This window comes from Chryseobacterium candidae (assembly GCF_004916905.1).
Classification (GTDB): domain Bacteria; phylum Bacteroidota; class Bacteroidia; order Flavobacteriales; family Weeksellaceae; genus Chryseobacterium; species Chryseobacterium candidae.
The window spans coordinates 114,899-135,701 of sequence record NZ_SDLV01000029.1 but is presented as its reverse complement, the minus strand read 5'-3'; the positions used below and the strand labels follow the sequence as shown (position 1 = coordinate 135,701).

Below are 20,803 nucleotides of genomic sequence, written 5' to 3'. Positions count from 1 at the left end.
TTTCATTCTATGTTTTCTGAGTTAGTAATTAGTTTCTTAAAACTTCACGAATTTAATACTTTTTAAGACACAAAAATCACTCTTGTGTGCTTTAATGTAAATCATACTATTCATAAGTAAATTCTCTGTATATTTTCATTCTGTTATGAGGCAAAAATATCGACTTAGAACGACAAAACCTGTCGTATTAAAAATAAAAAGGGCCAATCCTAAAAGAATTGACCCTCCAAAAAACATTAACTGTTTATTGATAGAATTATGATGTTTTATTTCCAGCCTCCACCTAAACTTTTATAGATGTCGACTACAGTGCTGAGCTGTTTTTGTTTTGCTTCGATAAGCTCCATTTTAGCATCCAATGCATCTCTCTGGTTCAGAAGAACTTCAAGATAATCAGCTCTTGAATTACGGAATAACTGATTGGCAATATCAATAGACTGATCCAGGGCTTTTGTTTCCTGTGATTTCAACTGATAATACTGATCTATGTTTTTAACTTTTGACATCAGATTGGCAACATCCAGATAAGCATTCAGAATAGTTTTGTCATATTCGTACAACGCCTGAACCTGTTTGGCATCTGCGGTCTGGAAGTTCGCTTTTATCGCACTTTTGTTAATCAGCGGACCTGCCAGTTCACCTGCCAGATTATAAGCAATGGATTCCGGCAATTTAACAAGATAGGATGGTTTGAAAGCTTCCAGTCCTAAGGTTGCAGAAATTTCCAAAGAAGGATAGAATTCTTTTCTTGCAGCTTCCACATCCAGTTTTGAAGCCTTCAATTCCAGTTCTGCCTGCTTGATATCAGGACGGTTGGCTAATAGCTGAGACGGAATTCCGGTATAAACCGTCGGAGGAATGGTAGACATAAAGTTTTCCTTTGTTCTCACGATTGGCTGTGGATATCTTCCCAGCAAAGCATTGATTTCATTTTCCTTCTCTGTGATCTGCTGGCGGATTGTATATTCTGCTGCTTTGGATTTCGCCAGTTCTGCTTCAAATTTTTTCACTGCCAGTTCTGTTGCAGCAGCCGCTTCTTTCTGAATTTTGGAAATTTCCAATGCTCTCTGCTGAAGCTTGATGTACTGCTGTATAATATCCAACTGGTTATCAAGCGCCAGCAATTCATAATAATTATCAGCAACTTCTTCAATAAGATTAGACAAAACGAAGTTCTTCCCTTCCACCGTAGAAAGATAATGAGCAACTGCAGATTCTTTTTCCGTTCTGAGTTTTTTCCAGATATCAATCTCCCAGCTTGCGTTTAATCCTGCTTCAAAATTACCAAGGGGGTCCGGCATTTCTTTTCCCGGTTCAATTTCTGTGGTAGCATCACCTGCTCCTTCACTCGTATAGCGACCAGATTTTTTCAGCCCTGCACCTATTCCTGCGGAAACAGTAGGAGTAAGCCTTCCTTTTTTAGCTAACACACCACTTTTCGCAATTTCGATCTCCTGAAGTGTGATCAACAGCTCCTGATTATTCTTTAAAGCGGTTTCAATGAGAGTTACCAGATTAGGATCTGTAAAGAACTGTCTCCATGGTGTTGTTCCGCTATTGCTGTTAGCATCCTGCTGTTCTTCCTGATTAAAGTTCTGAGGAATGTTTTCTTTTACCTCGTCTTTTATGACAGTCGCCATCGGCGCCTTACAGCTTGCAAGTACAAGTGATAAGGCAATGGCTGTGATTATATTTTTAGTCTTCGAATTTTCCATCATGTTCATAAGGTTCAGTTTGTTCTGTTAAAGGATTCTCTTCTTCATATCTCGCCAATCGTGACTTATCAGCAATTGTTCCGAAGATATAATACAATCCGGGGATAATCATCAATCCGAAAATGGTTCCGATTAACATTCCTCCTGCCGCTGCTGTACCAATGGTTCTGTTACCCACTGCTCCAGGTCCGGTTGCAATCACCAATGGAATTAATCCTGCGATGAAGGCAAATGAGGTCATCAAAATCGGACGGAAACGAATGGCAGCTCCTTCAATAGCAGCTTTTGCCACAGGAATTCCCTCTTCTGCTTTCTTCTGTACAGCAAATTCAACAATCAATACGGCATTTTTACCCAGAAGTCCGATAAGCATAACCATGGCCACCTGCGCATAGATATTGTTTTCCAATCCTAAAAGCTTTAAGCATAAAAATGCTCCAAAAATACCTACCGGAAGGGATAAAATAACCGGTAGAGGAAGGATGAAACTTTCATATTGTGCAGAAAGAATCAGGTAAACAAATCCTAAACATACAAGGAAGATAAATACGGCTTCATTACCACGGCTTACTTCATCTTTGGAGATCCCTGCCCAGTCGATACCAAAACCTCTTGGAAGTGTTTTATCCGCAACTTCCTGAATTGCCTGAATTGCCTGTCCACTACTGTATCCAGGTGCCGGAGTTCCACTCACCTCGGCAGAGTTATACATATTATGCCTTGTAATCTCCGATAATCCGTATACTTTTTCCAATCTCATAAAGTCTGAATACGGAACCATCTGGTCTTTATCATTTTTAACATATAATTTCAAGAGGTCAGTGGGAAGCGCACGATATTGAGGTCCGGCCTGAACAATAACCTTATAAGGTCTGTCAAAACGGATAAAACTCGTTTCATAGTTGGAACCGATCAATGTAGAAAGGTTATCCATCGCCTTTTCAATAGTGACTCCTTTTTGCTCCGCAAGATCATTATCTATCTTAAGCATGTACTGTGGGAAACTCGCAGAATAGAATGTAAATGCTGATCCCAGTTCCGGACGCTTCTTAAGTTCCTTCACAAAATCATTACTTACCTGCTCCATTTTATGATAATCTCCACTTCCTGCTTTATCCAGCAAACGAAGTTCAAAACCTCCTGCAGCTCCATATCCCGGTACAGAAGGCGGCTGGAAAAATTCAATATTGGCTCCCGGAATATTCTTGGCTTTTTCCTCAAGTTTTTCAATGATTTCTGCAGCTGATTCTTTACGTTCTTCCCAGCTTTTAAGGTTGATCAGACAAGTTCCTGAGTTGGATCCGGTACCTTCCGTCAAAATTTCATACCCTGCAAGAGAAGAAACAGACTGTACGCCGTCAATATCTTCAGATTCTCTCAAAAGTTCTCTTGCAATCTGATTGGTTCTTTCCAATGTTGATCCCGGAGGTGTCTGAATAATGGCATAAATCATCCCCTGGTCTTCAGCAGGAATAAACCCTGAAGGTAAAGAATTGCTCAGGAAGAATGTACAGGCACAAAATGCTAACAGCAATGGCAATGTTATTGTCTTTTTCGTTACCGTTTTATTCAGTATTTTCTCATATCTTCCGGCTCCTTTTGTAAACAGGTTGTTGAATTTATCAAGGAAAATAGTAACCGGAGTTTTCTTCTTAGCTTTTCCATGATTATTTCTTAAGATCAGAGCACATAATGCCGGTGTCAAAGTAAGTGCCACTACTCCTGATAAAATAATGGATGAAGCCATTGTAATCGAGAACTGACGATAGAATACCCCAACCGGTCCGGACATAAATGCAATCGGAATGAATACCGATGCCATTACCAGCGTAATGGCGATAATTGCTCCACTGATCTCATGCATTGCTTCTTCCGTGGCCTTCAATGGGGAAAGATGTTTCTCTTCCATCTTGGCGTGAACAGCTTCAATAACTACAATCGCGTCATCTACTACAACACCGATCGCCATTACTAAGGCAAAGAGGGAAATCATATTCAGGGTAATTCCAAAGGCGGACATCACAGCAAATGTTCCTACCAATGAAACCGGAACGGCTAATGCAGGGATCAATGTTGAGCGCCAGTCTCCAAGGAACAGGAATACTACGATGGCAACCAAAATGAAGGCTTCAAATAAAGTATGGATTACTTTTTCCATGGAGGCATCCAGAAATCTTGAAACGTCATAACTGATGTCATAATGCATTCCCTTAGGGAAATTATTTTTTTCAAGATCTTTCATCAATGCTTTCACATTTTTGATAACTTCACTTGCATTGGATCCATAGGATTGCTTTACCGTGATTGCTGCTGAAGGTTTTCCGTTCAATGTGGAATAAATATCATACATGGAACTTCCAAACTCTATATCGGCAACATCTTTAAGCCTTACAGATTCTCCGTTCGGTTTTGCTTTTAAAATAATATTTCCGTAATCTTTTTCATTATTGAAACGCCCGGGATATTTTAATACGTACTCGAAAGACTGAGAGCGTTTTCCTGAACTTTCACCTGTTTTCCCAGGGGAAGCTTCCAAACTCTGCTCATTCAGAGATTCCATTACTTCATCTGCTGAAATATTATAAGCTGTTAACCTGTCCGGCTTAAGCCAGATACGCATGGCATATTCACGGGTTCCCAGGATATCGGCAAAACCTACACCGCTTACCCTTCTCAATTCAGACATTACATTGATATCCGCATAATTGAAAAGGAATTTCTGGTCAGCTTTAGGATCATCACTGTACAGGTTAATGTACATCAACATGTTAGGTTCTTCACGCGTGATCTTTACCCCTTCACGCACTACCAGAGGCGGAAGTTTATTGACTACTGAAGATACACGGTTCTGAACATTTACCGCTGCTACATTGGGGTCCGTTCCCAGATCAAATACAATCTGAATGGAAGCTTCCCCGTCATTTCCGGCATCTGAGGTCATATATTTCATACCGGGAACTCCATTTAATCCTCTTTCCAAAGGAATTACTACGGATTTAATCAACAATTCGTTGTTAGCTCCGGGATATTCCGCGGTGATATTTACTTTAGGCGGAGAAATGGATGGGAACTGTGTCACAGGAAGTTTTACCAATGACAGTATTCCCATAAATACAATAATCAATGAGATTACTATAGACAGAACTGGTCTGCGAATGAATTTCTTAAACATACTGCTTCATTTTAGAGACGACTACTCTGCTTTTAATTTCAATGATTGAAGAACTTTCTTAGGATCCTGGAATTTTGTTTTCACTTTTTGATCATCCTTTACTTTCTGAACTCCTTCCAGAAGAATCTGATCTCCTTTTGAAATTCCTGATCCTACCACATACAAGTCCTGAAGTTCATAGGCCACTTTGATATTTCTGGATTTTGCTACTCCATTTTTATCAATAACAAATACATATTTCTGATCCTGAATCTCATAGGTTGCTTTCTGAGGAATGATCAGAGCATTATGAACAGGCACAGACATCTGCACTTTTCCGGTTTCTCCGTTTCTCAGAAGTTTGTCCGGATTAGGGAATTTCGCACGGAAAGCAATATTTCCTGTTTCGTTATCAAATTCTCCTTCAATCGTCTGAATTTCTCCTTTTTGTGTATATGTTTCTCCGTTTGCTGTAATCAGAGAAACCTGGTTACTGCCTCTGTCCGCAGCATGAGTCTGATAGCTTAAATATTCCGGTTCTGAAACATTGAAATACGTATAGATACTTGTATTATCTGATAACGAAGTCAACAGATCACCTTCATCTACAAGACTTCCTAATTTCAGAGGAATCCTGTTGATAATACCTGAGAACGGTGCTTTGATATCAGTAAAAGAAAGATGGATCTGAGCCAGTTTCATCTCTGCATTGGCCGCATCCAGCTTGGCTTTTGCCATTGCTCTTTCATTTTTAGAGACGATATTGTTTCCCGCCAATGTACTTGCGTTTTTCAGCTCAATGGAAGCCTGTTCCACTTCTGCTTTTGCTTTTAATAATTCTGCCTGATACAGTTTAGGCATGATCCGGAACAATGTTTGCCCCGCCTGTACGTATTGTCCTTCATCTACAAAGATTTTTTCCAGAAAACCTTTTTCCTGAGCTCTTACTTCAATGTTTTTTACAGATTGAATCTGGGCTACGTATTCTTTGTTGATTACGGTATCCATTACCACAGGGGATGTTACCGGATATACGGTAACTTCTTCTTTTTCTTGTTCTTTCTTATTGCAGCCAACCGCCAACAGAAGGGCACTCAGCGCAATTCCCGAAGCAACTCTTTTTATCATAATTCTAGAGTTTATATAAATCGTTAATGTTTTGATAGAAATAAAAACGGTAATAAAAGAGGGACGATGTGATGATTACCAACATACACAACGCAGGTACTTTCCACCCGGAATCTGGCAGAAAAATAAATAGAACGGAGAATTTTTAAATTCTAATAGAACGGATAAGAATAAATCTTTTGGTTGCTAAACCAAGAACAAAGCCATGAATATCCGGTTTTGACCGTTGATAGCTTTTTAACCCAAAAATATAGACAAGACTGAAAACTCCGGCAAAAACAACAATAGCCTGCCATACATCAGACAGCTGGAAATCATTTTCGGTAAGTTCTAAAGTGGAATTGTCTACACTATCGACCATTTGCTGAACAGAGAGTTTTTCAAAAGTCTGATTCAGTCGGTTGGCTTTTTTCGGCATATGATGAGAAACATGACCGTTATAGTCGTTTCGGAGCGTTTTAACATCAAGTCTGCTTTCTACTACAAAGAGCAGAAAAAGACTGGTTAAAAAGTATACTATAAAGTTTCTCATTTTGAAGTTGCAAATGTACACCCGGATTATGATATTATCGTCATGGATTAACAAAATTTAACTCTTCTTTAAAATACCTGAATGTAAAAATATGATAAATATTAAATATTTCTTTTATTCAAGCGTCATTCGAGCAATTCTGACATCTCATTTGTGCAAGTTTCAATTTTCAAAAATTAAGCCACTTCCGTTGATTTAAGGAAATTTTAATTTTAAAGCGGTTGCATTTTTGAACATTTTAAATGGCCTGGTATTCTATTATTAAAATTTCTCTATTCCCACCTAAACTTTATCATAAATAAGAATTATTAACATTAACTTATTGTCACTCTCTTATTTTTGAATTATTTTTGCCGAAAATTAACACATCAAATGAGAAATGAGAAAAAACAAGATTATACTATTGAAAACTCGTTCGTTAAAAACCCTGAATTAACAACGGTTATTCTTAATTATCCACAATAATTATTACTTTTTGTTTCCTGAATTTTGTTTATAAAAGCAGTGAGTTAAATCATATAAAACTTTAATTTTCTGTTAGTTTATGAAAAATTAACATATATTTATTAAAAATATTTGTAAATTTATATGGCATCAACATCATAATTCATGAAACACTTTAAAATCACTTATCACTATGAAAAAATTATTATTACCAGTCCTTTTCGGATTGACTATTATTTCCCTAACAGCGTGTAAACATCCCGGAAAAGACGCTGAAACCATTACTGCTGCTCCGGAAAATACAGATGACATTTCAAAAAATGTGTATGTTGACAGTTATGGAGAAAAAATAGAAGTAACGATCAACAACACCAAAAATACAGCAACAATACATTTAAACGGCAAAACTTTTGACCTTAAAAAAAGTGATGCTTTACCTGATTATACAGCCTCCAATGAAGAGTATCAATATTCTGATATTAAAGGGAATATCACCTTCCTGAAAAAGAATGTTGATATGGTTCTGTTCCATCTTAAACAGTCAAAAAAAGAGTCAGGTCCCGCAAAAATGGCATCGTATTAGCATAGGGATTAGCAATTTACATTTAAAAAATTACACATTATGAGAAGTTTATATTATTATTTATCGGCACTTGTTGTCGCAACATTTTTAGTTGTTTCATGTAAAACACAAAATGCTCAAAAAGCAACTACTGATATTACAGGAAAAACTTGGAAACTTACAGAGCTTAACGGGAAGCCGATTGAACTGAAGAATCCTAAAAACAATCCTTATTTCAAGCTTGAAATGGACGGAATGAGATATCAGGGGCATGCCGGATGTAATGGTTTAGGAGGAACATTTGAGATCCAACCGGACATAATGAGAATTAAATTCAATCAGGGAATGTCTACCAAGATGGCTTGTGAAGATCTTGATATTGAAAATCAATTCACCAAAGCAATTCTCGCAGCAGACAATTACTCTGTAAATGGAAATACACTTACTTTAAACAAAGCAAGAATGGCTCCTTTAGCTAAATTTGTTCTTCAGTAATTGAATCTCACTTACATAAAAAATAAGATACGCCTCATCATGATGAGGCGTATCTTATTTTGATATTGCTATTTTTTCTTGTTGTATATTATATAACAGATCAGAAGGCTGATATTCACCAGAACGGCAAATGCATTGGATACAATAATAGGTAATTCGTCTTTTTCAAAGCCATACCATACCCATAAAGAGAGTCCAGAAATCAGAACCAGAAGCATGAGTAAAGAAATATCTTCTACATTCTTTTCTCTGATCACCTTTATAAGTTGTGGAATCATTGAAACGGAAGTAAGAATTCCGGCAACGATACCTAAAATATTTTCATCCATAGATTTTTAGTTTGGAAATTAACACTAAGATACACTATTGAAATCTGTTCAATGAAACTTCTGTATGCAATGGAGTATCTTCTTCCATAAAACGGAACAAATCTCTTGAAAAATAGCATCCATTAAGAATACCACGGGCTCCAAGTCCATTAAAGACATAGAGATTACCGAACGTTTCATGCCTTCCTATGATAGGCCTTCTGTCTTTTACAGTTGGACGAAATCCAAAATGCACTTCCTCAACTTCAAAATCATAAGGATAAAATTCTGAAAGTCCTTTCACTAATTGTGCAACTGCTGATTCATCAATATGGTGATGAAGCTGTTCTCTGTCATAAGTTCCTCCATAAAAATACAGGCCGTTTCCGGTTGGGAATAAAAAGTGTTTCTTTTTAATCGTTATGTTTTCCGGAATCGGTTGTGACAGTTTCACTTTTATATGATGACCTTTATTCGGGTTTACTGCGATCTCTGAAAAGTAGGGATTATCTTTCACACCCATTCCTTCACAGAAAATAATATTTTTGAAATTAAAATCCTTATATATCGATTCGGATGGGTTCAATTTTGAATAATCGAATTTTTCTTTTACCAGATGATCATTTTTTTCAAAATAATTGAATAAACCACTGAAAAATCCATTAACATTAAGCCTTGCAGACTGATTAACCTTTCCGGTAAGAAAATCGTTTTTTACTATATTTAAACGATCGAAATTTTGATCAAGAAAATGAGACAATTCTTCATTTCCTGATTTTTTCAACCATAAATTCTGCTCGTTCTCATCATGAAAAATTCTGTGAATAGGAACGTTGATTAAATAATTTTCTCCGGTATATGATTCTATTTCTTTAAGACTGTCTTTAAGAAAGTCTATTTGTTCCTGCGCTTTCCAGAATGTGGTAAACTTCTTCAGTACAACAGGATTGATAATTCCTGCTGAAACCTGAGAAGCACTTTTTCTTCCTTCCGTAAAGATCACGAAAGATTTGTTATTTTTAATGAGCTGATGAGCTAAGAAAAGCCCTGCATATCCATCTCCTACAATAATATAATCTACATTTTTCATAATAAAAAAAACCTGAGTAAAAGTACTCAGGTTTTCTATAAATATCAAGTGAAATCTAGTAATTCCACATATCATTTTCCATTTCAAGAATCTGTGCTTTGATTCTATCGCTTTCTTCCAGTTGTTCATCGGCATTCTTAGGAATATAGTCCTTAATAGTACCGTCTCCCAAACCGGCTGAAGACTTATAAATGATAGAAGAGAATCTTCTTGCATTGATCACATCATCGAAAGATAAGTCAGCAGATGAATTTTTTCTGTTGAAGACAAAATTATTTGCTAAAACATCACGGGCACTTGGATAATAGATCCAGAACAGGTCAATAAGCTCATCGTTACTTGCAATAGGCTTACCATCTGGACCAATAACTCCCTGTACTGCAGGATCTGGTCCCATTGCAGCAATACCCAGAGGTCTGTATTTCATTTGTCCGTCTCTCTTATCAATAAACCACATACCCATGATTTTAAGAACTTTTACTTTATCGGTAGTTGTCTTAAATACGTCAGTATATTGTTTCTTTTCTGCTTCTGTAAGTTGTCTTCCAGAGTTTAAGATATCAATAGCTGCATCATTGATGATAACTTTTTCCAATCTTTTCTGAATTCCTTCAGGAGAAAGTTTTACAGTAAAGTTTTCATCATCATATACCTGTTCAATCTTTCCAGATAAAGCTGCATCCAGTAATAGTTGGTATAGAGATCTTGTAGGTGTAGCAAGAAGACCATCCGGATTATCATAGTAGAATGGCTGGTTGATTTTATCATTCATATCAATGATCTCCCATACAAACATACTTTTAAAGATATCTTTATCTTCTACAAAACCATACTCAAGAGGTTTTACTGTTTTATCTACAATAGTATCACCAACTTTCTGTTTATTTTCTGCTCTCATCTGTCTGAACTCTTCCGGAGAGGATGCATTCAGAATAGTCTGGGAAAAAGCAAATCCCGAAACTAATACTAAAAGGGTGCTAATATATTTTTTCATAATAAATTACAATTTTAGTCCTATGGAATGTTAATGATTATAGGAGTAATATTTTTAATAACCTGACCATCTAAACCTTGAGCAGTAACTTTAATATCAAAGACAGAAACTACGTCTCCAGATCTAAGGTTTTTCACTAATCCGGCTGCATCATTTAATGAATTCCCGTGAACAAGTAATGCTGCTCTACCTGGTACTCTCACCATAAACTGAGTTACAGTAAATGAAACAGGGAAGTCGAAGTCAGGAATTGCTGCCTGTACCGTTTGATTCTGGATAGAAGTGGCAGGCATAGATACGATGCTGCTTCCTCTGATCTGACCTTGCGGTGGTGGTACATTCTTAATTCTATATTCAAATACCTGAGATACAGATTTTCCATAAGGATCTGTTCCCGATAATGTCAGTTTAACCGTATTACCAGTAGTTGGTTTTACAATCCATTTTCCTGGGCCTGTACTTCTTACAGCTGCACCCGGAGCAGATAATGAAAGTTTAGAATTGTCAGCACCTAAGATTGATCCTGAAACAGGGTTCTCAAGTCCTCTGTACATTACATTCATTTTATCCGCAGAAAGCAATAATCCTTTTTCAAGTTTTACTTCTCTTGGTCCAGCAATTACATTGTATGTATGTGTCCAAGGGAAAGACTGTGGCTTACCTGAAGCATCTGTTAATGTAATGGTACCTCCTAATTTATGTTCACCAATTCCAGAACCTGAAATAGCGATTGTTCCTTTACCATTTTCAACTTTACCTACACCAGAGATGCTGATCTTATTACTGTTAGAATAAGTACCCAACATTACTTTTACCTCTGCCTGTTTTCCTGCCTGGATATCTACCGGACCTGAAACAATAGGCTCATAGCTTGAGAATTTAATACTCGCATCTACTTTTTCCTGAAGTAATAGTGCCAATGCATCAGATTGTACGTTTCTGGCATCATTTTGGATAATTTCCAAATTAGATATTGCAGCAATTAGCGGCTGATGATAAAATTTATTTTGGAACCAAGTTTTCTCATTTGGAGATGTTCCTTTAGGATACTCCGCAATTAGAGACTTATTAGCTCTTGCTACTAAATCCTGTAACTGAGCATTGTTTCCAAAAGTAGCGTTGATGTAGTTTCTTACGTCATCAATTTTAGCTTTCAGGTCTAATGCATTCTTTGATGGAGTATTTTCATCTCCTTCCTTGAAGAAATATTCAGTAGTCGCTTCGTTGTTGTTCAATGCAGCAAAGTTTTCACTTACATCAACATCTTTTCCTGTTTGTGGATCTTTGTCATGAAACTCAGATTGTTTCTTCAACAAATCTTTAACATCCTGAGCTGATTTTACCAATGCATCAATTTTGGCTTTCAATACTTTGTACTGAGCCCAAGGCTGTGCATAAGTATCCGGAACTTGCTGAGCCTTAGCTTCCAACGTTCTTTCAAAGATCTTCTCGTTCTTTTTTTCTGTTAAAGTTCTGGTTTCATTCAATGCTCTGGTAGAGTCATAGTATGATCTGATGATTTCTGCATCAATATTTAGGGCCATCATCGCGATGAACACCAAATACATCAGGTTGATCATCTTCTGACGAGGGGTCTGTTTTCCTTGTGCCATTCTCTTTTCTTTGTTTTTTGATTAAGTAGTTAAATTTAGAAATGGTTAGGAATTAAGACTTCATAGCAGTTAGCATACCACCATAAACTCTATTTAAGTTATTAAGATTAGATGTTAAACCTTGTAGCTCTTGGTTGAATTTTTCAGATTGCTCTGCAGATTTCTGCATATCAGCCACATACTTGTTAGCAAATTCAGATTGTCTCTTACCGCTTTCAAGCTGCATTGCATAAAGAGCATTCATGCTTTCCATGTGCTGAGCTGCTTTATTTAATTGATCGTTATATTTGTGAGTAGAGGCAGATACGTCAACAGTTTGATTGATCTGATCAACAGAGTTTGAGAATTTATCAATTCCTGTTCTCAGTCTTTCAAATAACTGAACATCTAATCTGGCATCTTCAAGCATTTTATCCAATTTGTTAGAAAGAGAGTTTTCTAATTCTGCAAATTGAGCTGCTGCATTATTATTTCTAGAAGATACATTAGAGTGTAATGGGTTTGGATTAGCATGTTTATCTAATAACTCAGGATAAACATTTTCCCATGCATAAGACTCTTCTGATTTTGGAGGGTCAAATGCAAAGATGATAAAGATAATCGCCTCAGTAATAAGTCCTACAGTAAGAGCGATATTACCATTAATAGGTCCCAAGGTAATGTGAGTAATTTTAAGCCAAGCTCCAAGAATTACAATTGCAGCACCGAATGAATAAAAGAAATTCATCCAAGCATCTTTAGTCTTAAACATATTGAGTTAGTTTTTTTAATGTTAAATAAAATTGTTATTGAAAAATAATTGTCTGATTCGTTATCTGTTAACTCTTCTTGGTTTAACTGCTGCTTCAGGAATATCCTGTACAGTTCTGAATCCGATATAGCTTCTTGCGGAATCTTTTCTTTCCCAATCTCTGGCACCTGTCATTAGTGCATATCCTATATCTTTCCAAGATCCACCTCTTACAGATTTCTTCGTATCCTTTTTATCTTTAGTAGAAGGATTTAATGTAGAAGAGAATCCGTATGAAGAATTGTTATACGCAGATTGTGTCCACTCAGAAACGTTTCCAGCCATATCAAACAACCCAAACCCATTTTTCTTAAATTTCTTAACTGGAGCTGTATATGTATAAGTTCCTTTTTTCTCGTCTTCCATGTAGTTACCTCTCTTCGGTTTGAAGTTTGCCAGGTAACAACCTCTGTCATCCATTAAATACGGACCGCCCCAAGGATAAGTAGCGTTTTGCATCCCTCCTCTTGCAGCATATTCCCATTCAGTCTCAGTTGGAAGACGGAACTCTAATGGTCTTTGTTTTTTTCTTTTTAAACTTTCGTTGTAATCTGTTTTCAATTTAGATCTGAAGTTGCAGTAAGCTCTTGCCTGATCCCAGGTAACTCCCACTACAGGATAGTCTTTATAAGCTTTATGCCAGAAATACTGCTCGAACAATGGCTCATTGTAAGCAAAGTGGAAATCTTTTACCCAAACGGTTGTATCAGGATAGATCGCAATACTTTCGCTTCTCAGGTAATTAGCTCCTCTTTCGTTATCTGCAACAGCAGCATCCATATCTCCCCAACGGTATGTATATTTCAGCTTACTTACATCTAAAATTCTTTCGTTTCCAATTCTGGAAGAAGAAGGCAGATACATAGATTCTAAAACCTCTGCGTATTCTACATCCGGGTATTTTGTAGTACTCCAGTGTAAAGGAATTTTCCAATCTAATCTTTTACTTGCATCATATCCTCCATCTTCACGGCCACCCTGGCCTTCCATATATTCTTGATAAGGTGTTAAGTTTTCTTCTTTTTTAGCAAGATATGCATAATCACCTATTGCAGCTCCTTTACGTCCGCCTTCATCACCACCTTCTCCGGCAGCTTCAGCAAGTAAAGTTCTCGCAATAGAGTCTCTTACATAATTGATAAATACTCTGTACTCCGAGTTGGTAGTTTCTGCTTCATCCATGAAGAAAGAAGAAACAGTAACTGTTTTCAATGATGCTTTTTCAGGAGTATTTGTCGGATCCTGGTCTGCTAAACCAGCAACAAATGAACCTGCAGGAATTGCAACCATTCCGTATGGTCTTTCCGCAACAAATGATTTAGTTTTTTCTCTTGGTATCAATTCTCCTTTTGTTCCTGGCTTCCCTACAGAAGAGCTGCCACCACCTGAACAAGATACCGATGCTACCGACGCAGACAATAATAAAAGAAATATCCTTTTCATGTTAATTTTTATAATTAAGCCGTAAATATATAATTTTTTTAAGAAACTTTTAAGATTTTTTTTGAAATAACGGAAGAAATCTAAATTTATTTTATTTACAACAACTTTTTATTCCACGGTAACAGATTTTGCAAGGTTTCTCGGTTGATCTACATTGGCTCCTCTATATACTGCAATATAATAAGCAAGCAGTTGCAGAGGTACGGAAGCAACAATTGGAGAGAAACATTCTGAAGTTTCAGGGATTTCGATAACATAATCTGCCATTTCGCTCACCTGACGGTCTCCTTTATTAACTACAGCGATAATTTTTCCTTTTCTCGCTTTAATTTCCTGAACATTACTTACGATTTTATCATAGTGACCTTTTCTAGGTGCTATAATGACAATCGGCATGTTTTCATCGATCAGGGCAATCGGACCATGCTTCATTTCTGCAGCCGGGTAGCCTTCTGCATGGATATAAGAAATTTCTTTTAGTTTTAATGCTCCTTCTAGGGCTGCAGGATAATTGTATCCTCTTCCCAGATAAAGGAAATTGGTAGCTTTCACAAAATCTTTTGCAATATTCTGCGTAAGCTCATGGGTGCTACTCAACACTTCTTCAATTTTCTTAGGCATAGCATCAAGCTCAGCAATTAAGCTCATAAATTCAGCATTTCCTAAGTTCCCGTTGTGTTTTCCTAATTTAAAAGCAATTAAAGTAAGAATCGTAAGCTGTGCCGTAAACGCTTTGGTAGAAGCAACCCCGATTTCCGGACCAGCATGGGTATATGAACCGGCATCTGTAATTCTTGCAATAGAAGAGTCTACGACATTACATATACCATATATAAATGCCCCTTTTTCTTTTGCTAATTTTAAAGCAGCCATTGTATCGGCAGTTTCTCCAGACTGAGAAATCGCAATCACCACATCTTTATCTGTAATGATAGGGTTTCTGTATCTGAACTCTGATGCATATTCTACTTCAACAGGGATTCTTGCGTATTCTTCTATCAGATATTCTCCGATAAGACCTGCATGCCATGAAGTACCACAGGCAATAATTATAATTCTGTTAGCATTTTTGAATTTCTCAACATGATCCCAGATTCCAGCCATTTTAATAATTCCCTCATCTACAAGAAGTCTACCTCTCATGGTATCATGTACAGATTTAGGCTGTTCAAAGATTTCTTTAAGCATGAAATGCTCGTATCCACCTTTCTCGATTTGTTCAAGACTTAATTTAAGCTCCTGAATTTCCGGCTTAATTTTAGAGTTTTCATTGATCGTTCTGATATCTACTCCGTTTTCCAGAGATATTGTTGCCATATGTCCTTCTTCAAGATATATAGCTTCTTTTGTAAATTCTACGAAAGGGGAAGCATCAGATGCAATAAAATATTCTTTATCTCCGATTCCGATTGCTAAAGGAGACCCTAACCTTCCTACCACCAATACTCCGGGATAATCTTCGTGAAGTACCGTTATTGCATATGCTCCATATACTTCATTCAATGCATATCTCACTGCAGTTGGGAAATCGATATCCGGATTAAGATCCATAAAATACTGGATAAGGTTTACCAGTACTTCTGTATCTGTTTCTGACTTGAAAGTAAATCCTTTTTCAGTAAGCATTGTTTTAATGGTATCATAGTTTTCAATAATACCATTATGTACAATTGCAATTTTTCCGTTATTTGACAAGTGCGGGTGGGAATTTCTGTCACTTGGAACTCCATGGGTAGCCCAACGGGTGTGTCCCATTCCAATTTTAGACGTTCCTTTTAGCTCTTTGGAAATATTCACCAAATCCTCAACTTTACCTTTTGTTTTTTCTACTTCCAGCTTGTTATCTGGTCCTTCTAAAACAATTCCGGCACTGTCATACCCTCTATATTCCAATCTTCTAAGACCATTAATTACAATTTCATAAGCGTCTTGAAAACCTGTATATCCTACTATTCCGCACATATTTTATTTTGTCTAGTGTTGTTTGTTATCGTGTTCTATTTTTTCGTTCCGTAAGTCACCATCAGCTGGATTCTCTTCGGATTCGCATTTGTTTTAGCTACTCCTGTCAGAATAATTCTGTTCATATCAAATGCTCTTGTTGTGTTACGAACTCCCAAAAGGGTTCCTGTAGCACTTGCTGCAAATGCTCCTGCATTGATAATTAATGGTTTATTAACAATCGGCTGTGTAGCATCTCCTACTGTTTCTGTTTTTCCTTCAACAATATCCTTGACTGTTTTTGTAACTACAAAATCATAATAACCAGGATTCTCTTTATAATAATATAAACCTAGTCCGTTTGTAAGATCTGAAGTGAATGTTAACTTTGAGTAATCAATTTTACCCGCATTTAATGTATTGTTTAAAAGTGTAAACTTACGATCTTCAGTAGAACCAGTATTTTTCCATGTTGCAGGATCCAGATATACTCTGATCTTAGCACTTACAATACCTACTTTATCTGTGATTAACTTTTCCTTAAGTTCATTAATAGTCTCATCCTTAATTTTCACTACCACAGAAGGGCCTCCCATTCCCTGAACAAAAAGTCTTTCATCTCCTTCAGCAGGGGTACTATTGTCCACTGCGTATTTAACAGCAGATCCGGTTCTGTTATATTCAAACAACCCGATATGTGCATTAGCGCTTCCTAGGTTGAAATTAAGTGTTGTCTGTGGTCTTGTGGTTGTTCCGTTGTCTGTCTTATCATATTTATAATACATGATAACCTGCAAGTCATTAGGAGAGAACTGATACAGATATCTATCCGTTTCGTCCACAGAAATTTTTATTCCTTTAAAATATCTGATAAAGTTAGCAGCATCCTGAAGCTCAGGTTTTCCTTTTTTATCAAGAATATGAGTCTGGAAAAAATTTGTATTACTTAACTTCATTCTGAATCCTAAGTTTCCTGAGAATACAATTGAATTATCAGATTTTTTTGTAATAGATAAAGAACTCACGTTCCCATCAAATACTCCTGAACCTAACAGCTCTCCAGTACTTATTGATGCATTGGAACGTTTTAGAGCATCATTATTTGCATCTAAGAACGTAGTTACTTCGTGTACATTGATTTTCATTGATTTTGAAGCCCCCCCTATTTTACCGTATTTACGAACAGGATAAGTTTTTTTCTCAATGGAAACTTCTGTAGCTACTCCGTCTACCGGAAAATCGGCTTTTGTGTATGTATTTGTCTTTAATGAATCGCCTTCAAAGAAATAGGTGTTCGCAGCTGTATTGGCAGGTGGTCTCACTACAAGAACTACAGAATCTACTTTTGGATTTGCGCCATTGAAGTCGAAATTATCTACCGGCATTCTCAGCTGAGTAACATAAGATGCTCTCTGCATTCCAAACTGGCTTTCAGTAAAGGCCCCAAGAACAGCAACATTTGTAGTAGCACCTGATTCGTTCAATCCACTGATCAGTCTTGAAGCATCACTTCTGATTGAATCGTTGTTGTTATAATTGTATGCTATAACAGGATATGCAATTTCGTTACCTTGCGCTGCATCACCATTAAACAGCTGCTCACCAAGAGAATCCGGATCTGGTTCACAATTATAAAGGAATGTACTTCCAAAAATCGCCAATAAAAGCATGGCGAAGGTCTTTTTAAGATTATGAGTCATTAAAAATGTGTTTTTAATAAAGTTGATTTATAGAATCTATGTCCAGATATTCCGATTTCTGGGCTGCTGTTTCGTTGAAAGCCTTATCCAGGTCTTCATCCAGAAACTCGTCACCTTTTACAACGGCATCTACATAGTTCATACTCTCGATAACAAAACTTTTAATAGTTGGGTTATCTAACGCTTTTAATCCGGAAATATTATCAAACTGCAACTTTTCATCGATCTTTTTGTCCAATTCAGCATCTTTCTCATTGTAAAGAGAAAGTACAATTTTTGCATCCTTGAAATAAGTATCTGATTCGTAGTAAGTTTTAAGATAAATTGGAACAAAAGAAGACATCCATCCATTTAAATGGATAACATCCGGCACCCAGTTTAGTTTCTTAATGGTTTCAATAACTCCTCTGGCAAAGAAAATAGCTCTTTCGTCATTGTCTTCGAAAGGGTTTCCTTCATCATCGAAATAATATTGTTTTCTTTTGAAGTATTCTTCATTGTCAATAAAGTAGACCTGAAGTCTTTCCCCCGGAAGAGACGCTACTTTAATGATCAGAGGCTGATCCAGATCATTGATAATAATATTCATCCCTGAAAGACGGATTACTTCATGAAGCTGGAATTTTCTCTCACTTATTTGTCCAAATCTTGGCATAAAAACTCTTACATCATTGCCTTCTTGGTGCATCTTAAGTGCCATTTTGTTTACCACTGCAGCCATATTTGTATCTTCCTGATATGGATACATCTCTGTAGTAATGTACAGTATTTTTTGATTCGGCATAAACTTTCTATCTAATTTTTGTAAAAATGCTTTAATGTGCAAAATTACAAAAAAACATCCAACATTATTTTAATTAACATTTTTTTACGAAAATTCCCTTTTCAAATTATTAAAACCCCATATTATTATGCGATATTTTTAGTATTTTTGAAATAGTATTAAAATAAACTATGGAAGTTCTAAAAAACAGAAAAGTCCTTCAGGATTTCATTGAAAGACAGAAAGAAATGGGAAAAAGAATTGGCTTTGCCCCTACTATGGGTGCCCTGCACAATGGCCATCTTTCTCTGTATGAAGAGGCAAGAAAAGAAAATGATCTTGTAATCTCTTCAATTTTTGTAAATCCAACCCAGTTCAACAATCCTGAAGATCTTGAAAAATACCCAAGAGATATTAACAGAGATATACTTATTCTTCAGAATTCAGGTCTTGTAGATGCTGTTTATATTCCGGAGGTAACTGATATTTACCCTGAGAAAGCCGAAAGCCAGCGATATGATTTTGATGGATTGGAAAATGAGATGGAAGGAAAATCAAGGCCGGGTCATTTTGACGGAGTAGGAACTGTTGTAGAAGAGCTTTTCAGACAGGTAAAGCCTGACAATGCTTATTTTGGTGAAAAAGACTTTCAGCAGCTTGCTATTATTAAAAAAATGGTGGAGAAAAAACATCTTCCCGTTAAAATAACCGGAGTTCCTATTTACAGGGCAGAAAACGGACTGGCACTAAGCTCAAGAAACCAAAGACTTCATGAAGACCGAAAAGAAGCTTCTAAAGTAATTTACGAGACTTTAAAAAAAGTAAATGACTGGTTCAGAACCGTTAGTATTCCAGAAATTAAGGAAAGAGTAGCCGATATTTTTGATGATCAGCAGGGTATGAAGCTTGAATACTTTCTGATTGCCGATGAAAACACATTACAGGAGACTGATTTTTTCTACAAAGACAGAAATTTCAGGGCCTTCATCGTAGTGGTAGTAGATGGAGTAAGATTAATTGACAATATGCACCTGGACTAACATTTCGGAATTATAAAAAATATAACTCCCCGGCTATTAAATACAGTTGGGGATTTTTATTTCAGATAACTCAACCTTTTGCTTAGCCCCCAACTTTTGAGACTGATCCCCAATGCTGCTGCTGAATCCTTCAATGCCAAAATAAAAAACTTCAGAATGCAGCTCAGAGGTGTAAAAGACAAAGCATTCTTCTTATTCAGATTAGCTAAACTTTTTGCCTAGTCCCCAAATTTTGCGCTTGATCCTCCTTTTTATTGAATAACGAACGAAAAGAATGAGTTTAGCTCATTACATAAAAAAATCAAAGGCCTCCTGAAGGAAGCCTTTGAAACACCAAATCACAAAATATTAATATGAAAAAAATTTACTTTTCAGTAAACTTGTGACCCGGCTGGGATTCGAACCCAGGACCCATACATTAAAAGTGTATTGCTCTACCAGCTGAGCTACCGAGTCGGCCACTTGTGTAACAAGTTTTCATTTAAGTAATGTCCCTTGTTTTAAGTGGTGCAAAGATATGACTTTTTTCTTTATCTCAAAACTTTTTCGCAAATTTGTTTAAAAAAAATTCATGGTAATTTCATTGATCGGATACATGGGAAGTGGCAAATCTCACATTTCCAAAATATTAAGCGAAAAAATAGATTTTAAATTAATCGATCTCGATAAAGAGATTTCCAGAAGAAATAAATTAACCATCCCGGAAATTTTTGAGAAAAAGGGAGAAATTTACTTTAGAAAGCTAGAAAGAGAGGCACTTGAAGAGATATTGGCTTCGGAAGAAAATGTAGTTTTAAGTCTGGGCGGAGGAACTCCGGTATATTATAATAATATGGAAATCATTAATCATAACTCCAAGAGTGTTTTTTTAAGAACCGGAGTAGGAACATTGGTTGAAAGGCTTTCAAAACAGAAAGAAAAAAGGCCACTAATTGCCAATATATCTGATGAAGACCTGCCGGAATTTATTGCCAAACATTTATTTGAAAGAAATCAATTTTACAGCAAGGCGCAATTCACTGTCGGGACAGATTCCAGAGAACCGGAAGACATCGTTAACGAAATAATAGAAAAGCTCTATCTCTAGAGCTTTT

Annotated in this window: 17 protein-coding genes, 1 tRNA gene and 1 pseudogene; 5 read left to right on the top strand and 14 right to left on the bottom strand. The window is 36.5% G+C overall.

What is annotated here, in order from left to right; translation table 11 throughout:
- Positions 1–266 precede the first annotated feature (266 nt).
- From EK417_RS14580 to EK417_RS14565, 4 genes are all read right to left on the bottom strand, one after another.
- Positions 267–1,724 (bottom strand): TolC family protein, encoded by a 1,458-nt coding sequence (locus tag EK417_RS14580; protein WP_136522550.1) that lies wholly within the window; start codon positions 1,722–1,724, stop codon positions 267–269.
- Positions 1,696–4,887 carry an efflux RND transporter permease subunit gene (locus EK417_RS14575; protein ID WP_136522549.1) on the bottom strand — a complete coding sequence of 1,064 codons (3,192 nt, stop codon included), beginning with the start codon at positions 4,885–4,887 and terminating at the stop codon, positions 1,696–1,698. Before EK417_RS14575 ends, EK417_RS14580 begins: the two co-directional genes overlap by 29 nt.
- Positions 4,888–4,908: 21 nt before the next feature.
- Entirely contained in the window at positions 4,909–5,991 is a 1,083-nt protein-coding gene (locus EK417_RS14570; RefSeq protein WP_136522553.1) for an efflux RND transporter periplasmic adaptor subunit, read from the bottom strand.
- A gap of 148 nt (positions 5,992–6,139) precedes the next feature.
- Complete coding sequence (locus EK417_RS14565; protein ID WP_136522548.1) at positions 6,140–6,526, bottom strand: hypothetical protein; 387 nt, start codon at positions 6,524–6,526, stop codon at positions 6,140–6,142.
- Positions 6,527–7,163: 637 nt separating this feature from the next.
- Here EK417_RS14565 and EK417_RS14560 point away from each other — a divergent pair.
- Positions 7,164–7,553: a multicopper oxidase domain-containing protein gene (locus tag EK417_RS14560; protein WP_136522547.1), complete on the top strand. Its 390-nt coding sequence runs from the start codon at positions 7,164–7,166 to the stop codon at positions 7,551–7,553.
- 39 nt (positions 7,554–7,592) lie between these two features.
- Positions 7,593–8,027 (top strand): META domain-containing protein, encoded by a 435-nt coding sequence (locus tag EK417_RS14555; protein ID WP_136522546.1) that lies wholly within the window; start codon positions 7,593–7,595, stop codon positions 8,025–8,027.
- Positions 8,028–8,095: 68 nt separating this feature from the next.
- Here the strand turns inward: EK417_RS14555 and EK417_RS14550 are convergent, their stop codons facing one another.
- From EK417_RS14550 to EK417_RS14510, 9 genes are all read right to left on the bottom strand, one after another.
- The gene (locus EK417_RS14550) at positions 8,096–8,356 is read right to left on the bottom strand and encodes a SemiSWEET transporter (RefSeq protein WP_136522545.1); all 261 of its coding nucleotides are present in this window, start codon (positions 8,354–8,356) and stop codon (positions 8,096–8,098) included.
- Between the two features lie 34 nt (positions 8,357–8,390).
- Positions 8,391–9,425, bottom strand: coding sequence for an NAD(P)/FAD-dependent oxidoreductase (locus EK417_RS14545; protein WP_076596719.1), 1,035 nt, complete (start codon positions 9,423–9,425; stop codon positions 8,391–8,393).
- Positions 9,426–9,480: 55 nt separating this feature from the next.
- Positions 9,481–10,419 (bottom strand): type IX secretion system ring subunit PorN/GldN, encoded by a 939-nt coding sequence (gene porN / locus EK417_RS14540; protein WP_076596718.1) that lies wholly within the window; start codon positions 10,417–10,419, stop codon positions 9,481–9,483.
- Positions 10,420–10,439: 20 nt separating this feature from the next.
- On the bottom strand, positions 10,440–12,032 hold the full coding sequence (porM, locus tag EK417_RS14535; RefSeq protein WP_076596717.1) for a type IX secretion system motor protein PorM/GldM: 1,593 nt from the start codon (positions 12,030–12,032) through the stop codon (positions 10,440–10,442).
- A 52-nt stretch (positions 12,033–12,084) separates the two neighbouring features.
- Positions 12,085–12,783 carry a type IX secretion system motor protein PorL/GldL gene (porL, locus tag EK417_RS14530; RefSeq protein WP_047428085.1) on the bottom strand — a complete coding sequence of 233 codons (699 nt, stop codon included), beginning with the start codon at positions 12,781–12,783 and terminating at the stop codon, positions 12,085–12,087.
- Positions 12,784–12,843: 60 nt separating this feature from the next.
- Positions 12,844–14,265, bottom strand: a complete 1,422-nt coding sequence (gene porK / locus EK417_RS14525) for a T9SS ring complex lipoprotein PorK/GldK (RefSeq protein WP_076596716.1) — start codon at positions 14,263–14,265, stop codon at positions 12,844–12,846.
- A gap of 108 nt (positions 14,266–14,373) precedes the next feature.
- Positions 14,374–16,227: a glutamine--fructose-6-phosphate transaminase (isomerizing) gene (glmS, locus tag EK417_RS14520; RefSeq protein WP_136522544.1), complete on the bottom strand. Its 1,854-nt coding sequence runs from the start codon at positions 16,225–16,227 to the stop codon at positions 14,374–14,376.
- A 35-nt stretch (positions 16,228–16,262) separates the two neighbouring features.
- Positions 16,263–17,906 carry a DUF4270 family protein gene (locus EK417_RS14515; protein ID WP_136522543.1) on the bottom strand — a complete coding sequence of 548 codons (1,644 nt, stop codon included), beginning with the start codon at positions 17,904–17,906 and terminating at the stop codon, positions 16,263–16,265.
- Positions 17,907–17,919: 13 nt separating this feature from the next.
- Positions 17,920–18,690: a glycogen/starch synthase gene (locus EK417_RS14510; protein ID WP_076596713.1), complete on the bottom strand. Its 771-nt coding sequence runs from the start codon at positions 18,688–18,690 to the stop codon at positions 17,920–17,922.
- 170 nt (positions 18,691–18,860) lie between these two features.
- On the opposite strand from EK417_RS14510, the gene panC reads away from it, so the two are divergent.
- Both panC and EK417_RS14500 read left to right on the top strand, forming a co-directional pair.
- Entirely contained in the window at positions 18,861–19,709 is an 849-nt protein-coding gene (panC, locus tag EK417_RS14505; RefSeq protein WP_076596712.1) for a pantoate--beta-alanine ligase, read from the top strand.
- Positions 19,710–19,820: 111 nt separating this feature from the next.
- Positions 19,821–19,931 (top strand): annotated as a pseudogene (locus EK417_RS14500) (ISAon1 family transposase); the annotation flags it as partial.
- A gap of 161 nt (positions 19,932–20,092) precedes the next feature.
- Here the strand turns inward: EK417_RS14500 and EK417_RS14495 are convergent.
- Positions 20,093–20,165, bottom strand: a tRNA-Lys gene (locus EK417_RS14495).
- 115 nt (positions 20,166–20,280) lie between these two features.
- Here EK417_RS14495 and EK417_RS14490 point away from each other — a divergent pair.
- The gene (locus EK417_RS14490; RefSeq protein ID WP_047428102.1) at positions 20,281–20,796 is read left to right on the top strand and encodes a shikimate kinase; all 516 of its coding nucleotides are present in this window, start codon (positions 20,281–20,283) and stop codon (positions 20,794–20,796) included.
- Positions 20,797–20,803: the final 7 nt, after the last annotated feature.

Coding starts and splice junctions, on each gene's coding strand:
- porK (WP_076596716.1), bottom strand. CDS start 14,265: ATGAAAAGGATATTTCTTTTATTATTGTCTGCGTCGGTAGCATCGGTA.
- EK417_RS14550 (WP_136522545.1), bottom strand. CDS start 8,356: ATGGATGAAAATATTTTAGGTATCGTTGCCGGAATTCTTACTTCCGTT.
- EK417_RS14515 (WP_136522543.1), bottom strand. CDS start 17,906: ATGACTCATAATCTTAAAAAGACCTTCGCCATGCTTTTATTGGCGATT.
- EK417_RS14565 (WP_136522548.1), bottom strand. CDS start 6,526: ATGAGAAACTTTATAGTATACTTTTTAACCAGTCTTTTTCTGCTCTTT.
- porL (WP_047428085.1), bottom strand. CDS start 12,783: ATGTTTAAGACTAAAGATGCTTGGATGAATTTCTTTTATTCATTCGGT.
- porM (WP_076596717.1), bottom strand. CDS start 12,032: ATGGCACAAGGAAAACAGACCCCTCGTCAGAAGATGATCAACCTGATG.
- porN (WP_076596718.1), bottom strand. CDS start 10,419: ATGAAAAAATATATTAGCACCCTTTTAGTATTAGTTTCGGGATTTGCT.
- EK417_RS14510 (WP_076596713.1), bottom strand. CDS start 18,690: ATGCCGAATCAAAAAATACTGTACATTACTACAGAGATGTATCCATAT.
- EK417_RS14545 (WP_076596719.1), bottom strand. CDS start 9,425: ATGAAAAATGTAGATTATATTATTGTAGGAGATGGATATGCAGGGCTT.
- EK417_RS14580 (WP_136522550.1), bottom strand. CDS start 1,724: ATGAACATGATGGAAAATTCGAAGACTAAAAATATAATCACAGCCATT.
- glmS (WP_136522544.1), bottom strand. CDS start 16,227: ATGTGCGGAATAGTAGGATATACAGGTTTTCAAGACGCTTATGAAATT.
- EK417_RS14555 (WP_136522546.1), top strand. CDS start 7,593: ATGAGAAGTTTATATTATTATTTATCGGCACTTGTTGTCGCAACATTT.
- EK417_RS14575 (WP_136522549.1), bottom strand. CDS start 4,887: ATGTTTAAGAAATTCATTCGCAGACCAGTTCTGTCTATAGTAATCTCA.
- EK417_RS14560 (WP_136522547.1), top strand. CDS start 7,164: ATGAAAAAATTATTATTACCAGTCCTTTTCGGATTGACTATTATTTCC.
- EK417_RS14490 (WP_047428102.1), top strand. CDS start 20,281: ATGGTAATTTCATTGATCGGATACATGGGAAGTGGCAAATCTCACATT.
- panC (WP_076596712.1), top strand. CDS start 18,861: ATGGAAGTTCTAAAAAACAGAAAAGTCCTTCAGGATTTCATTGAAAGA.